8 protein-coding genes are annotated in these 15,914 nt (G+C 43.8%); 1 reads left to right on the top strand and 7 read right to left on the bottom strand.

Annotation, left to right across the window (positions count from 1 at the left end; genetic code table 11):
* Position 1: 1 nt before the first annotated feature.
* The 6 genes from EPX21_RS04995 to EPX21_RS22595 all read right to left on the bottom strand — a co-directional run bounded on the left by EPX21_RS04995 (position 2) and on the right by EPX21_RS22595 (position 13,941).
* Complete coding sequence (locus tag EPX21_RS04995; protein ID WP_134088575.1) at positions 2-3,268, bottom strand: SusC/RagA family TonB-linked outer membrane protein; 3,267 nt, start codon at positions 3,266-3,268, stop codon at positions 2-4.
* 61 nt (positions 3,269-3,329) lie between these two features.
* Positions 3,330-3,962 (bottom strand): DUF3826 domain-containing protein, encoded by a 633-nt coding sequence (locus EPX21_RS05000; protein ID WP_134088576.1) that lies wholly within the window; start codon positions 3,960-3,962, stop codon positions 3,330-3,332.
* Positions 3,963-4,235: 273 nt separating this feature from the next.
* Positions 4,236-7,772: a malectin domain-containing carbohydrate-binding protein gene (locus EPX21_RS05005; protein WP_134088577.1), complete on the bottom strand. Its 3,537-nt coding sequence runs from the start codon at positions 7,770-7,772 to the stop codon at positions 4,236-4,238.
* Positions 7,773-7,905: 133 nt separating this feature from the next.
* On the bottom strand, positions 7,906-10,725 hold the full coding sequence (locus tag EPX21_RS05010) for a glycoside hydrolase N-terminal domain-containing protein (RefSeq protein WP_134088578.1): 2,820 nt from the start codon (positions 10,723-10,725) through the stop codon (positions 7,906-7,908).
* On the bottom strand, positions 10,722-12,275 hold the full coding sequence (locus EPX21_RS05015) for a glycoside hydrolase family 28 protein (RefSeq protein ID WP_134088579.1): 1,554 nt from the start codon (positions 12,273-12,275) through the stop codon (positions 10,722-10,724). Before EPX21_RS05015 ends, EPX21_RS05010 begins: the two co-directional genes overlap by 4 nt.
* 1 nt (position 12,276) lies before the next feature.
* Positions 12,277-13,941: a glycosyl hydrolase family 65 protein gene (locus tag EPX21_RS22595; RefSeq protein WP_240768517.1), complete on the bottom strand. Its 1,665-nt coding sequence runs from the start codon at positions 13,939-13,941 to the stop codon at positions 12,277-12,279.
* Between the two features lie 680 nt (positions 13,942-14,621).
* Between EPX21_RS22595 and mtgA the strand changes: the two genes are divergently transcribed.
* Positions 14,622-15,410 carry a monofunctional biosynthetic peptidoglycan transglycosylase gene (gene mtgA / locus EPX21_RS05025; RefSeq protein WP_206106000.1) on the top strand — a complete coding sequence of 263 codons (789 nt, stop codon included), beginning with the start codon at positions 14,622-14,624 and terminating at the stop codon, positions 15,408-15,410.
* Here mtgA and EPX21_RS05030 read toward each other — a convergent pair.
* A complete protein-coding gene (locus EPX21_RS05030) occupies positions 15,407-15,862 on the bottom strand; it encodes an ABC transporter ATPase (protein WP_134088580.1) in 456 nt (151 codons plus the stop codon). The genes mtgA and EPX21_RS05030 overlap by 4 nt on opposite strands.
* Between the last annotated feature and the right edge of the window lie 52 nt (positions 15,863-15,914).

Consider the following 15,914-nt stretch of genomic DNA (forward strand, 5'->3'; position numbering starts at 1 on the left):
ATTAAAAGGTTATATTTAGGCCTAAAGAATAGGTGCGCAGATTTGGATAACTATCATAAGCTAAATCTGCATCTTTAAAATCGAAGGGGTTGTAAAACGTTATGGGGTTCATCGCAGACACGAATATCCGCGCATTGCTCACCTTGATCGCATCAGCCAATTGCCTAGGCAAATTGTAGTTAACGTTGAAACTTCTCATCTGCATTCTGAAAGAGCTTACTCGCCAAAATTCCGAAGTTGGTGCTAAGCTGATATTCTCCCAATTTGGATTCGGATATACACCTGTTGGATTTAATACCGGATCATATATATCTCCCCAAAACACAGGTCGGCTTTCAAAGATCCTACTGATTTGGTTATTTAATTTGTTACGTGATGCACCATCAATTTCAGACCATCCTCCCCAAGAACCACTGATTACACAAGAAAAGCTTAGCGACTTATAAGAAGCGCGAAGGGTCGTACCAAAGCCATAGTGGCTGTTCTGTTTATTAGCCAACTTAATTTGGTCATTCTCATCAATAATACCGTCGGGGCCGGAATACGTTCCGTCTGGCTGTAATTGTCCCCGTATATCGCGGTAATAAAACATTCCCGGCTTTAGGTCAGCTGCATTCGTACCAAACACTTGTGTAATACCGTATTCGCTCACGTATGCATCAATATCCGCTTGTGTTTTGAACATTCCAAGATAGTCGTGCCCCCACATCCCGTAATCGCTCGATTGACCGGGCTTTGGCATCCAGGGCTTCAACAAATCGACGTCATTGAAATTCCCGATTTTAACCTTATCATCATACCAATTGAACCGCAAGTCAATGCCATAATTGAAATCGTTGCCTATCTGATCACTCCAGCCAGCTCCAATCTCAATACCGTAGGAATCCATGGCTCCAAAATTGACAGAAGCGATAGATCCTCCTACAGTAACGGGAATATTCCCAGTCGGCTCCATTAGCATATTCGTCGACTTATTATAAAATCCCTCAATATTGGCAGCGAGTCGATTGTCCAAAAATCGAGCATCAATCCCAATATTATTTTTAAATTCATCGCTCCAAGTCGCGTCGCGATTGGGAGACTTCTCCAACTTCATCCCGATTGTGTTCTCGTTATTTCCACCGAAAACAGCGCCCTGACCATTTTGGGTCGTATAACGTTGCCGCCAAAGCCAAGCTTGTGTATCGTCTTTACCAAGCAAACCAAAGGCATAACGTATTTTCAGGAAGTCAACCCATTCTGCATTGAAAAAATCTTCTTGCGACAGCACCCACCCTACTGATCCTGAGTAAAACCGACCCCAATAATTCTCGGGCGCAAACTTGGTGGAAGCGTCTGTACGGAATAAGAACTCCGCTAAATATTTATCCTTATAAGCGTAATTCAGTCGACCGATGTATGACAAGGCGCCGGATTCATAAGCCCTTGCATCACCGCCGATCTCTCCAAAAGCCGAATTAAACTGGCCATTGTTTTGCAAAATCGGATCATCCTTTGACACATCCTGTCTATTAGACTCCGCCTCTGATTTTTCAACACTGAATAATCCGCTGATATCGTGATCACCAAATGTCCGGGCATAATTAAGTGAAAAATTCAGCTGATAGGACTTACTATTTTCGTTGATATAAGATAGCCGATTCTCGTTTTTAACATTTACCTCCCCATTCGTAGTCGCTCCATCATAAATATGATTAAACTGACCGAGCCTGTCAAATTGATATAGCGTATAGGTGGTACCGATACGCTGTGCGTTCGTATTTCCCAGATTCAGTCCGTAGTTCAAGCGCGCAGCTAAACCTTCTACATAAGGTAATTGGTATTCCGCGTTTACATTCACTGTCATACCTTTCGTGACCCCTGTATTTAGGTTATTGAGACGCTGTATTTCATAAAAATGATATTGAGACAAATCATTATTAGTTCCTGGAACTTTTACCGGATAACCGTCCACATACATAGGAATATAGCGCGGAATGGTCAACAAGGTTTTATAATCATTGTTGTCATTCTCACCAGCCACTTTGTTCCATGTCTTTACGTTATTCACATAATTTCCCGAAACCTGCAAACCCACCTTGAAATTGTTACTTACCTGTACATCCGAGCCTGCTCGAAAATTCCAACGATCATAGTTAAGGGTACCCAAATTTCCGTCTTGTTTAAAATAGGTTACATTGGAAAAATAAGTGGCACGATCAGAGCCTCCGCTGACATTGATGGAGTGTTGTGTGTTATAGGCAGAAGACCATGCTGGATCTAGCCAATCATGATTGATAGTCCTAAAATGCGCCAACTCATCATCGCTAAAAAAATAATCTTCCTCCCGCTGTTGATTCGCCCCGTTTGGCCCGTTCATGATGTTCATGTACATTGCAAAATCATAAGCGCTCATCATCTTTGTTCGATAAACCTCGTCGTTAATAGCGTATGAGCCGCTATAATTAATCCGTGGTGCACCTTTAGTGCCTTTTTTTGTTGTCACCAACACAACGCCATTAGCCGCTCTCGATCCGTATATTGCTGCAGCAGCGTCTTTCAAAAAGCTGATGCTTTCGATTTCGGCACTAGTCAGGCTATTAAAAAGCGTATTGTCTGGCATACCTTGAGAGGTGACTTGAATAATTCCATCGATGACATACAGTGGCTGATCATTACCTCCATCTTTCGATATAGACACCGGATTCCTAAGTCTAAGCGTTGCCGGAACACCAGGGCGTGCGGTACCCCCGCTTACGCCCACGCCTAATATTCTGCCCGCTAAACCAGCCCCTACATTACTAACAGGTAAATCCTCAATATCTTTCATTGTTATTGTTTCCACAGCCCCTGTCAGATGTGCTTTCTTTTGCGTGCCATAGCCCACTACAACTACTTCATCTAAAGCACTGTTATCTTCCTGCAAAACTACTTCTATGGCGCGTTGGCCGCCCAAAGCAATTTCCTTCGATTTGTACCCTACATAACTAAAGATCAAGACCTCATTCCCTGTGGGCAAATTCAATCGGAACACCCCATTCTGATCTGTTGTAGTGGTCGTTTTGCTACCCTTGAGCTTGATACTTACACCGGGCAATGGTTCACCCTTTTCATTCTTTACGGTCCCTTGAATATTGATCCGTGCCGCAAACAGCGCTCTTCCTTTGCTGGTTGGAATAGACTTCGATGTCGCCCACGTTTGCGAAATGGGTATTATACTACACCATACCAGCCACCATAAAACGAGCTTGCCCCTGCCAGAAACTGGTTCTTTTATTAAAAAGTTCATAAGGTTTGGTTATCTAATTTTTATTTGGTTAGTTAGTAATACGCTTGGTTGTTGCTGCGAATTAATTAGGTTGTCCCCGTTGCTGTTCCTTTAACTTCTCCTCCCAAACCTGTCGTGCAATTTTTGTTTCCACGCCTTCTTTCGACAGATAATTGTTGATCTTCCCCTTGTACTTACCAAACCAAGCATGTTTCGCTTCTGAGGATCCCGCATCCATCGCTTTTTCACGTGCTTCCGTAAGATAGGCAAGAATCTGTGCTTTTTGCTGCTCCGTTAAACTTGGAAGCATTTCTAAGTAGCCCTTATAGGTAATCGGCAGCACATTATAAGTCATTTCATTTTTTACCTGCTCAATCTGTTCTTCATTTAGTTCCTTACCCAAACGCTTTAAGTATTTCCCATGAAGTTTAGCCAATTTTTCCTCACTTTTATCTCCGGTCAACTGATGAGCTTTTTCATTTTGTTCTCTATCGGTATGTATTGCATTTAGGTCCCTGTATTGTTGTACAATGATATCCCGAATAACGATGGACTTCTTAGGATCCAATTGCAGTTTGTCGACGATCTTTTGCGCTCTTTTAGTGATAACCTGCGTATAATCGTCTTGTTCAACCGCATATGTCCCTGATATAAAGGCCGTCAAAAATAAGATGGCAATTAAAATTATTCGATGTTTTTTTTGAAAATCCTTCATGGTAATATATTGGTTAATTTCACAAAGTAGTGTTATAATGACATTTTATGCAAGAAAAATTATTCATCCTTCCATTTTCTCTTATTTTTATGGAACAGGTTTATATTATACTTAGTTCCCTTCTGGTTAGTAATACAAATATCAAGGCTTACTATTGTAAATTTTTAGCGATTATTATCTACTTATTATAGAATGTTAGCATAGCACCGCATCACATTTTATCGGAATCGATTGCAGCCGAATCAGTTTAACAGCTTGTTTAAATTCTTGACCCTATTGAACCTCCAGGTTCGAAATAATCAAGCCCTTTGCTGGCGATATCTTCAATTTCAACAGGTACTGTCCGGCATTGATCATAGTAGCCGTCTGGCTATACAAATAACTCCATTTTCCTATACGGGAAGATGTAAATTGAACCTTTTCTTCATGTAAAATCGTGCCGTCGGGCATGCACAGGGTCAATGTTCCATCGATAGCTTCTTGTAGTTCATTCGCATATCTAATAGTCATACTGTAGGTATCGGCGACACCCGTTTTTATTGGCCAAGTGATCTGCGAAGCTCCCTTTTGGGGAAGTTTAAGCGCCTCTTTTTCTAAATACTGAACGGGAATGATTTCTTCAGATAATTGCGCTGTAGCCGGCTTATAAGTAACACTGGGTTTTAAATCGTGGGCCGACTGCAAATCGCTTACCGGCACAACTATAACAGGCGCTAATGGAGGCTTATCTCCGCCAAATGATAGCCTCACCAAGCTATTGTCGTCGAAACGCCTTCTATAAACACGCCAAGTTGAGTTGGTCTCTCCGGCACTTGCTATTACTGTTTGGGTATCTTCATAGCCCGATAAGTTAACGGCATGTTTATCATTCGACTTCGGCACCATAACAAACACGTCAGCCGCTTTAGAGACACGAAAAGAAAGCGATCTGCGCTGATCTGCTGAATTATCAGCAAATCGCAGCCACGTAGCGCCAAAAAGATTAGCTGGAATATCCGTAAAATAATCGGTCTTTCCTGTAAACACTTGATCGCCGATATCAAGCCATGTCGATGGCTCTAAAAGAACGGAGTCGCCATCAAAAGCCGCTTGTTGGACAATAAGAGACGCCGCTTTCGCGGCTCTCACCTCGGCTTTTGCAGCGATTGCAATTGCCGATACCACCGCTTGCCCAGATGCCACCCGCGGAAAATCAATAAGCAATTGCCCGTCTTTCGCTTTTGCCTTATAGCTCTTTTTCAATACCGCATCATGCCCTACTTCGTTCCATATATCGACATTGCTGTCTACGATTTCATTATTGATAGCGACATCAAAAAGCCGCCATCCCTTGCAATCCAAGCCTCCTCCTGTTCCCAACCATGGTTCGATAAAATACAGTTCTACAAGATACTCGCCATCTGGCAGCGGAAACTGGAAACTGAGCTTATCTCTCCCATAGCGGAAAGTTTGCAAGAGCGACCAGTTTTGGGTGCCTTTTACAGGATCAAAGGTGCGCCGCTGACTGGCGAAAGCCGCGGGCAGGTTATCAAAATCAGCAGTCCAGGATAAAGATCCCCAAGTATCATTGGAAGTCCACTGTCTATCAGCTTCCCATACCTTTCCCTTGGCCTCGACATAACGAGGGCCACCACAGTTTACCCGATAAATATACGCGTATCCGTCGGCATCTTTCACCTTCTCTTCAGCCGTATACAACTGCTTAAAAGTGGGGGATTGCGGCAGCCCTTGCAATACAATCAGATCTTCTGCCACTACTTTGTCTTTTATATATCCCTTTGCCCGCAATACATTGAACTGAACGGGCACTTTACTCCAGACAAAGGGCTCGGCAATTCCCTTTCTTTTCTTTCTCCCAAAGGAGTGCCCTTCTACATCATTAAATAACTCTACTTCATCACAGTTTGAGTAAACGGTAATGTTATCCTTTTCTCCGGGGCTTGTCCAGCGATTTGGCCAGGTATGTGAAACGATATACACCATTGGCGATTGGTTGGCATCCACGTAGTTTGCGCGAAACATATAGTAAGCATCGGTTGGCTCATCCCAAGACGTAAAAAGTCCTTTATAGTTTACCGGACCGATACGGTCAAGTTCCCGAACACCTTCACCTCCCTGTATTCTGCCGGGATTGTCGTGCGAATTGAACAACCAAAAAAAGTGTCCGGCCACACTGTCTTTCACCTGCTCGGCGAGTAGCACTTTGGTTTCCATCAGCTCGCGCATCCGATCTTCTGTGTTGGCATCTTCCTTGGTAAAAGGCTTCTCTGCATGAAAGTCAATAGTGCGCCAGGCACCGTATTCTCCAACCAAAACCTGTCTTTTTAAATCTTGGTCGTATGTCATCGGATCGCCACCATAAGTACCCGTCCAGTTTTGCGGCACGTCCCAATCGGTTCCGCTTCCTCCGTTACAGGTGGTTACCTTCCTTTGGGAAGAGGCTGTAGGATCTAATTCCCGAATAAGTTCCGTACATTCCCTTGCAAAATCCTCGGGTAAGGTGCTTTCGTTTTCCAAGCCCCATAATATTACCGAGGGACTATTTCTCCGCTCGACAACCCAATCTCTAAGTAGCTTTTTAAAATTCGCTTTAAAGGCGTCGTTATCAAACCAGATATGAGCCGCCAGCTGGGTCCAGCTCAATATACCCAAGCTATCCCAGTGTTGCTGATAGCGCAAATTATGAGGTTGATGTGCGTCCCGGAAGGCATTGAAGCCAGCTGATCGTATTTGCTGTACCCGTGCGTCTATTTGCTCATCACCAAAAGCATGACTACCGCCTAATAAATGCTCGTACTCGGCGATTCCATTGATAAAAAAAGGTTCCCCATTAATAAAAAATCGCTTATCGCTATCTTTTCTGTCAATAGGCCAACTTATCCAACGAATGCCATAGGCCGTTTCCTCCTGATCTACAAGTTTACTCCCTGCATATAATTGCGTCACAATTGTATAGAGATAAGGCTGCTTAGGCGACCACAAGTTAACCGAATCGCGCAGCCGGATCACTTGCCTCACCTTAGCAGTATCTTTTCCCGCTAAAACCTGGTTTTGTTTTACCTCCGCCAATACTTGTCCATGGGCATTCTTCACTTGTTGAATTACCATTAGCTCTTCAGTTTTCCGACTATAATTCTTAACCGTTGTATGAAGGTTTAAGGTGGCATCTTTTGAGCTAACCGTTGTATCGTTCCAGATATGAATACCAAAGGGTTCGATGCGGACTGCGTCGGTAACATATAATTGTACAGGACGGAAGATGCCGAATGGTTGTGAACCTTCGGAAAAGCCGCGTTCTTCCGAGCAACCTCCACATACCCAGGGAAGATCACGGATAGCTGCCGGATGATCGGCTCGTACAGCAAGGACATTGTCTTCATCAAATCGTATCGCATCGCTGATATCCAGCGTAAAGCTAGTTCGCCCTCCTGCGTGGTAGCCCACCTTCTTTCCGTTTAGCCATACGGAAGCGTAGGATCCCACACCTTCAAAATAAAGGAAATAACGTTTATGATCGCCCTCTTTTTCAATTCGGAACTTCTTTCGGTACCAGGCGTAGCCATGCCGGTTGCCATGGACTAAGCGGCGATACCCCGCATAGGTATCCCAATTGTGGGGCACTTCGATTCTCGTCCAATCTACTGGTTTGTATTCGTTGTTTTCGAAACCCCAATAAGCCAATGAGTCGGTCTCGTGCATCACACTTAGCCAATCTCTTGATAAATCATATCGCTTACGGGCTTCTTGTGCGAGCGACTGAAAATTAATAAGGATCAGTATACAGATAAGGCTGCTCTTGATGCTATGCATGTTTTCGTAATCGTTTTACAATATGAAAAATCACTTAGATCCTCTTTGAAAAAAAAGACATCAACAGGCTTAGAAGCTAAACCTGCGGTACCCTTCACCATGGTAGCCAACAATTAGCTCCTCATTTGAATATTTAACGAAGCTTCAGGCTTCCATCCAATACATATCTTTGCCCTTTTTCTGTTTGAAATTGGACTTTTTTATCCTGGTATCGGACTGAACAGCTTCCGCCGAACAGCGAGCGTACTTCCAATTGCGTTAAGGTTCCTTCTTTCCATTGAAAACTCAACTCAAAACCGCCCCTCACACAGACTCCTTTAACTGCACCGGTATTAAGAGCGTTTGGCAAGGCTGGGAGTATATCAATAGCATCTAGATGGCTCTGTACCAGCATTTCTGTCACACCGGCTGCGCCACCAAAGTTTCCATCAATCTGAAAGGGTGGATGCGCATCAAAAAGATTGGGATATACGCCCCCACCCGTCGCCTCCGGACTCAGCAACCTGCTGACCATCTTATAAGCATGTTCGGCATCTCTAAAACGGGCCCACAGATTAATTTTCCATGCCAAGCTCCATCCCGTCCCACCATCTCCTCTGAAAATCAAGGATTTTTTTGCTGCCTGCATTAATTTCGGACTATCTTTCCAGTTGATTTCACTGCCCGGATATACTGCCCAGAGATGCGACACGTGCCGATGTTTATTATCAGGATCGTCCACATCTTCCAGCCATTCCTGCAACTGCCCGAACTTCCCAATTTGGTTGGGTGCTATTTTGGCACTTTTGTTTAACAAATGTGCAGCAAATCCCTCATCTACGCCGAGAGTAGTTGCTGCCGAGGCTACATTTCTGAATAACTGCCTTATAATCTGGTGGTCCATCGTTGGCCCTGCAACCAAACCTCCTTGCTCCGGAGAGTTTGACGGACTGCTGATCAGCCACCCGCTTTTAGGATCTGTAATTAAAAAATGATCAAAAAATAAGGCAGAAGCTTTCATTATAGGATAGGCTTGCTCGCGCAAAAAGCGCTTATCGCCGCTGTAGAGAAAATGTTCCCATAAATGCTGACATAACCAGGCTCCTCCTGTTACCCATATACCGTGGTTTGGGTTGTTTATCGGCGCAGTCCCACGCCACAAGTCGGTATTATGATGGAGCACCCATCCAGGCGCATCATAGTATACGCTTGCGGTTTTCTGTCCGGTTATGCTAAGGTCCTTTATCATGCGGAAGAGAGGTTCCTGTAACATAGAAAGGTTGGTACTTTCTGCTAGCCAATAATTCATTTCTGCATTGATATTGGTTGTATACTTGCTTCCCCAAGGGGGCGATAGCAGATCGTTCCATATGCCCTGTAAATTAGGGGCCAAACCGCCGGGGCGCGAGCTGGAGATTAAAAGGTAACGTCCGTATTGAACAAATAAAGCCAACAAACTTGGATCACGCCCATCCAGGAATTGAGCAATTCGCTTGTCGGTCGGTATGGCGGGAGCAGACTCCGTCCCGAAGTTTAGCGAGAACCGATTGAAGTACTGTTGGTAATCGCGAATGTGTGCCTGCTTTATTTGATCATAGGTTTTATTCCTTACGTTTTTCAGTCGCAATCCGGCTATTTCCACGGCATTCGCCGAAACATCGTCATAATTCTTGTAATTCGTTGCTGCTGTTAGAAATAAAGTTACCTCATCCGCTCCCGACATTTCGATTTTTCCGCCAGCAACCCGAAGCGTTCCACCTTTGTGACGGACATTTAGGAATCCCTCCCCCTTTAAAGCACCGTGTTTAACCTGCACGGCAAATTGTATCGTGGAATCGTCTACTTTCCGGACGGTATAGGCTTTATGAGGAGAAGTGAGCGATGCCGTAAAGCTAATCTTTCCAGGTTGATCTGCTGTTAAATGAATGCCCAAACATTCATCCGCTGCGCTGGAGAAATACGTCCGTTCGTATGAAACTCCCTTATCCTGATAGCTCGTTTTGCAGATTGCCCGCTCCAGATCGAGCTCCCGTCTATAATTTGAGTAAGACGCATGTGGCTTGAATTGAAGCCATAAATCGCCAAAAGGCTGATAAGCTTCCTGATATTTGCCAACCGGGGGAGCCTCATCGTTCTGTATCCAATATTTCCAGCTGCTTGTCAGCTCAACACCTGCATCGTCATTGCCGTCTTTACGATATACCCTTAGCTTGCGTGCTTGATCCTTATAACCCACCAAACCGCCCTTATCGTCATAATTGATTACCTGGATGGCAAGTTGATTGTGTGCTTTTACCAACTCTTTGGGGATAGTGTATTGTCTACCCTGATTCGCATCGTAGGTAGTTCCGACCATTTTTCCGTTAACGTACGTAAAATCCTGATCCCTTATTTTTCCCAGATCGATTACCAAATCCTGTCCGACCCAGCTTTTCGGAACATCAAAACTAGTTCGCAACCAAACAGCACCATCCAGTCCCTGCAAACCGGCCTTTTCCCATCCATCATACGTAGGAATTTCCATTACGCGCCATTGCCTATCATCAAAATGTTCTTGCGAAGGATTTTGAGGTAAACGTTCGATGTCTCTTAGTTTGGCTAACCAAGGTTCCGGCGGATCCGCCGTTGTTTTAGTACCCATAAAGTGACGACCAGCCAAGTCTTCCGCTTCTTTCTGTTTGCCTTCCGCTAATAGTTTTCGTATTTCAGCAAGGTAATCCTTCGCTCCTGCTTGATTGTAGTCCCTAGGCCCTCCTGTCCATAAGGAGGATTCATTAAATTGGATCCTATCTTCCTCTACGCCGCCAAAAACCATGGCTCCCAATTTTCCATTCCCTATGGGAAGCGCTTCGGTCCATTCGACAGCTGGCCGATCATACCATAAGCTTAAATCTTGCCCATACAGTTTATTTGTTAGCAATGCGAACAATGCGACAAGAAAAAAAAAGCGGCGATATTTTTTAATCTGATTCATTCTTCTAATATAATGGCATTTTTTGGGGCATCTGTTATTAACAAGCGGTTTTGAACGAGGCGGAGGTCATTTGACTTGAGTAACACTGCTTCCGTTTGGCTTCCAGCTGCTTCGAGAAAAGTCTTTATAGGCTCCATAACGAAACAGTTGCTAATAAAAGCCCGCTTTACATTATTTAATTTCAACGCCGCATTTCCACTAAAAGTGGCGGCCGTTCGAAGTCCGTTTATTTGTAAACCGCTTACGTCTGTGGCTACGATTGCAGAGCCGATAGACGGTTTAATGAAGACGTTCGTAAATGCTACATTTTTAGAAGCCCGTACGTCGAAGCCTTCCTCCGTTTCCATGACGAGGTCGCTAAAAGAAACATTCTCAATAGGCATTTCTTCCAGTCCGTTTAAATAACCTGCTTGCTTGCCTTGCGCCGTAATATTACTTAAGTGAATATTCCTAAACTGCGGCGTTCGTTCGGAAACGGGCTCAAGATCCGTTTTGGCATATTGCATGTCCAACACGATCGCCTGCTGTTTAATATTTTTCATCACGATGTTACTCACCCGAATATCTTCGACAACGCCACCTCGGCCCCTGGCGGTTTTTATACGAATCCCACGATCGGTACCATCAAAAATGCAATTGCTAATAACGATTTTTTTAACGTCGCCCGACATTTCACTACCGATTACGACGCCGCCATGACCGGATAACATGGTACAATTGGTAATGGTATAATTCTCGGCAGGGCGCGCTTCTTTCCTCCCCGAACGGTCTTTCCCCGACTTAATCGTAATACAATCATCGCCAACACTGATGTGGCAATTGGAGATGTGTACATTGGCGCAGGACTCGGGATTGATGCCGTCGGTATTCGGTGAGGGCGGATTGTTGATGGTTACCCCGTCCACGGTGACATTATCGCAAAACTCGGGGTTGACCGTCCAAAAGGGAGAATTTTTAATGGTAATCCCTTCTATACGAACATTTTTGCAATGCATGGGCTGAATAAAGGGAGGTCTTAAGAAGCCTCGTTCTACCCAGCCTGGTAAATCCGGATGCAATACATCTTTATTCAGCTTATGGAATTCTTTCTGCCACTTGGATTCCGGGGAATTCTTGACGTGAACTTCCGAATAAGCCCACCATTTCTTTCCATTTCCGTTGAGTGTACCCCGGCCGATAATGCTTATGTTTTCGGCTTCATAGGCATAAATCAAAGGAGAAAAATTGGTAACCATCGTTCCCTCCCATCGACTCGGCACCATCGGCAAGTAATGATCAAAATCATCACTGAAGCACAGTTCCGCCCCGGCCTCAATAAATAAGGTAATATTGCTTTTTAAGTGAATGGGGCCCGTCAGGTACGTCCCCGGGGGAAAATAAATCGTTCCACCGCCGGCCTGCGAGGCTTCTGTAATGGCTTCTTTAATAGCAGGAGTTGCGAGGGCTGAGCTATCATTTTTTGCACCAAAGTCTAACACGTTCAATGTCAGCTGAGCCTGTGCGGCGGAAGAAAACAATATACAACTTAGTAAGAGATATAAGCAGCGCATTTTAATTGATTTTAGCGTTCAGTTCGCCCAGATTCTTGCTGGAAGCGACGCGTTTACCATTCACGAATAACAGAAATCCCTTCCCTCGGCCATATCGCTCGCCGGTTCTGTCCCATAGAATCGTCAGCGTTCTGCCTTGGTAGGATAGGTTATCCAGACAGAACCAGTCCCATTCACCAGCAGGCACCAACGGTTTTACAGTTATACGACTTCCATTAGCCGGTTTTAAGCCTATCAGATCACTGATTACTAAATCACAAAATCCGGAATGGTTATAAAAAGTGCTTCGAGGGTTGTCTCCTTTCAACCAGTAACCTGTTTTCTCATCCTGATATTCACCGATATACGGTTTTTCGTCTTTTTGATGAGAAACTGCATATTGACGAAGCTTTTCAAAAAAAACCGTCGCGTCTACTTTTTGGTGCCGTTTATACGCCGTTAGCCAATTTGACAATGCTTTTAAGGTTTGTGTCGTAGCAAAGGGCCAAACAGCTCCATCCCATTCACAACTATGCCCTGTGCCGCGTGTGCGGAATGTAGGTTCCCTTCGCTCTGCGGTGGTTATACCCCAAGGCGCATCAAATCCTGCAGTATCCGTAAGTTGGAGCCATGCTTCCGCGTATTCATTTTCATCAGGCGGTAAGTTGAAATACCAGGGGATAAACCCGATCGCCTCCCTTGCGGCTAATTGACCATCTGGATGACGCGTGCTGAAAAACTTTCTTTCTCGATCCCAAAGGCTGTCCACTACCAATTTCTTAAGTATGTCTGCTTTGCGGTTATACTTATCTACTAAACTGTCTATCCGGAATAATTTAGCCATTTCCGATAAAGCTTGGGCATTCCCATACATATAGCTATTGATGCTAGGCCTTCTGTTTTGTATTCTTCTACCGCCACTTACAGATTCCTCCATTCCGTCTTTCACATCAAATTGCCAAAATAATCCGCTGGGCAATTGACGTTCCTGTTCCCATCTTTTATAGTCTTTATCTAATAGAGGCAACCACTTTGCCAACTGCTCTTTGTTTTGCTGCACCAGATATAAGTTATATACCGCGTCGCTCAACCAGCTGCTAAAAGAATGGAATTTAGACGGTTTAAATGTCGGCTCTTTGATTAACCAGAAATCGATGTATTGTTTGATATATGCTTGGTTCCGCAGCCAACGGCCTTCGTAAATATGGTGCCCTAGAGCACAACTGATAGCTCCATATTTTCCTTCATGTTTCACTGGCTCAATAAATTCAGTAAAAATAAAACCGTCGGGGGTCTCTTTTAAATGCTTGCGGAAACTCCACCAGCGATAGTAATAGGTTTGTGCAATGGCGGAATCCGGACAGTCGAATAAGGGAATGTTTTCGGCCAGCCAATTGAATGACTGACTGTTTGGAATGAAATTTACCACGGCCTCCGAATCAATGCTGTTAAAATACGCCACATGTTCTTTTAAAGCATCGGTTGTTAATACGAAAGAGTTATTTTGACCAAAAGAAGATAAACATAAGTTCAAAAGTAGAAAAAGCATCCCAAGCCCACGGTGTATACACTTAAATTGTATCATTAAATTTTTCAGCAAAAGGCGGAGCCCATTAAAATCTATTGACCCGTTTTCGGGATATAGCATAAATGCGATGGGAATAAAATCCTTTTCTTTCTTTCTCATTACAATCGGTTAATCGTCTTTGGCGTTTAAATAAAGGTTAGAACGACCACAAAGTTATCTGGCCCGTGGAAACGTTTCTTATAATATATTTGCTTCAAATTATAGGATATTAGCGTATAGGGCTATAAGCGGCAGGCGCTAGGCCGAACCAAAACAAAAATATCGATTCTTAAAGAACTATTGTTCAACCTTTTTAGCTTTTTCGTCTATTAAGTTAACCTTTTTGTATTGGGCGCTGTCGCTGCCATTAAACCGCAAATTAAACTCTTTTAACCCAGATTACGCGTTGGGAATTAAAACGAAAGGGAATGATCCAAAACCTTCATGCAGGTATGCAAACGAATTACGAATTTCGTACAAAAGGTTCTTTCTGGCCTCTGAAAACGAACACGCTCAGAAAAAACAGGCATGAAATATGGATAAGACATACTGGGGTATGGCGAATGAGCTATTGAAATGGATGTAAAGGAGCATTTCATTGCAGTTCATGAGCTAATGCGTATTCTGGGTTTAACACAACCATGCTATTGTATTTGAATGCGGTTGCCTCTAGTTANTAACACAACCATGCTATTGTATTTGAATGCGGTTGCCTCTAGTTAGATATAATATCGGATAGTCATATTTTATTTTTAGGTTTGCACCCTGATTACAGATAAAGTCAACACTACCTATTACTAATGGCAATAAAAAGAACGCCGAAAAAGAATCAATTTCGGAAGAAAAGTTCGTATAAAAATAAAAAGAGCAAGCGCGCGTTTCCTGTCAAAGACCGATTATTAGCGTTTCTTCGAGAGCGAAAATTCGGCCCGTTTTTAGCCTATATAGCCTTATGTTTTATCATCGTTACCGGGGCTTGGGTCTTTCTATTACGTTTTATTAATCCGCCGATCACTTGGCTTATGTTGCAGCGCGGCGTTGAACGCAAATTAGATGGAAAAGACTGGAAGCTCGAAAAGCGTTGGGTGAGTTACGAGGATTTGTCTGACAACCTAAAGCGAGCAGCCATTGCAGGAGAGGACGCTCATTTTATGAATCATGTGGGATTTGACATCAAGGCCATTCGAGAAGCTTACGAAAAGAATCAGGCGGGCAAAGCCATGCGCGGAGGCAGTACGATTAGTCAACAAACAGCAAAAAACGTTTTTCTATGGCCTGGTCGTTCTTGGGTCCGAAAAGGATTTGAAAGCTACTTTACCATCCTCATTGAATTATTATGGGGCAAAAAGAGAATTCTGGAAGTCTATCTCAATGTCATCGAAACGGGAGATGGCCTCTACGGCGCATATGCGGCAACACAAAACTATTTTAAAAAAGGTCCCTCTTCGCTGACGAAAAAGCAAGCCGCCCTTATTATTGCGGTACTACCCAATCCAAGACGCTGGTCGCCCGCCAAACCAACGCCCTACATTAACAGAAAGGCCAACACGATCGTCCGCTATATGGGGCACAGTAAAATCCCTAACTAAGCAAATACGCGAGCGTGCCAGCTATCTTTAAAAGGAACTTCCCACTTAGTTATCAAATCGTTTCGGTTATCAACCATATTATTAAAGACCAACGTGTCTTCGTTAATTTGTCCTTCCGCCAACAGCCGCTCAAAGCTTGCACGAGGTACAACCCGAATCTCGTCTCCCTGACGATAGGCTATTTGCATTCGATCAAAAAGCGAGATGTTTAACGTTTGTTCCAGTTCTTTTAATATATGAACCGATTTATCAATGGAGCAGCCACTCGGTAGGGCTACTGATTGGTCGACACTGATGATGATAAACAAATGATATCTAATTTCTACTTTCGCAGCCAGTTGTTCCTTATGCGCTTTCCACTGGGACGTAAAAGCAGCTAATTTCTCGAGAATGAAGGCCTCCTCTTCATCAGAAAAAGGCTTTGCTCCCTGGTATATCCAAATTCGTTCCATGCTTTATAAAGTAAAAATTCAAAAGTAAAAAGTCAAAAAGCCTGTCAGACGT

The organism is Olivibacter sp. XZL3 (genome assembly GCF_004368405.1).
In the GTDB taxonomy this organism is placed as follows: Bacteria; Bacteroidota; Bacteroidia; order Sphingobacteriales; family Sphingobacteriaceae; genus Olivibacter.

Excerpts from the sequence above, each read along its gene's own strand:
- EPX21_RS04995 (WP_134088575.1), bottom strand. The coding sequence starts at position 3,268 with ATGAACTTTTTAATAAAAGAACCAGTTTCTGGCAGGGGCAAGCTCGTT.
- EPX21_RS05000 (WP_134088576.1), bottom strand. The coding sequence starts at position 3,962 with ATGAAGGATTTTCAAAAAAAACATCGAATAATTTTAATTGCCATCTTA.
- EPX21_RS05005 (WP_134088577.1), bottom strand. The coding sequence starts at position 7,772 with ATGCATAGCATCAAGAGCAGCCTTATCTGTATACTGATCCTTATTAAT.
- EPX21_RS05010 (WP_134088578.1), bottom strand. The coding sequence starts at position 10,725 with ATGAATCAGATTAAAAAATATCGCCGCTTTTTTTTTCTTGTCGCATTG.
- EPX21_RS05015 (WP_134088579.1), bottom strand. The coding sequence starts at position 12,275 with ATGCGCTGCTTATATCTCTTACTAAGTTGTATATTGTTTTCTTCCGCC.
- EPX21_RS22595 (WP_240768517.1), bottom strand. The coding sequence starts at position 13,941 with ATGAGAAAGAAAGAAAAGGATTTTATTCCCATCGCATTTATGCTATAT.
- mtgA (WP_206106000.1), top strand. The coding sequence starts at position 14,622 with ATGGCAATAAAAAGAACGCCGAAAAAGAATCAATTTCGGAAGAAAAGT.
- EPX21_RS05030 (WP_134088580.1), bottom strand. The coding sequence starts at position 15,862 with ATGGAACGAATTTGGATATACCAGGGAGCAAAGCCTTTTTCTGATGAA.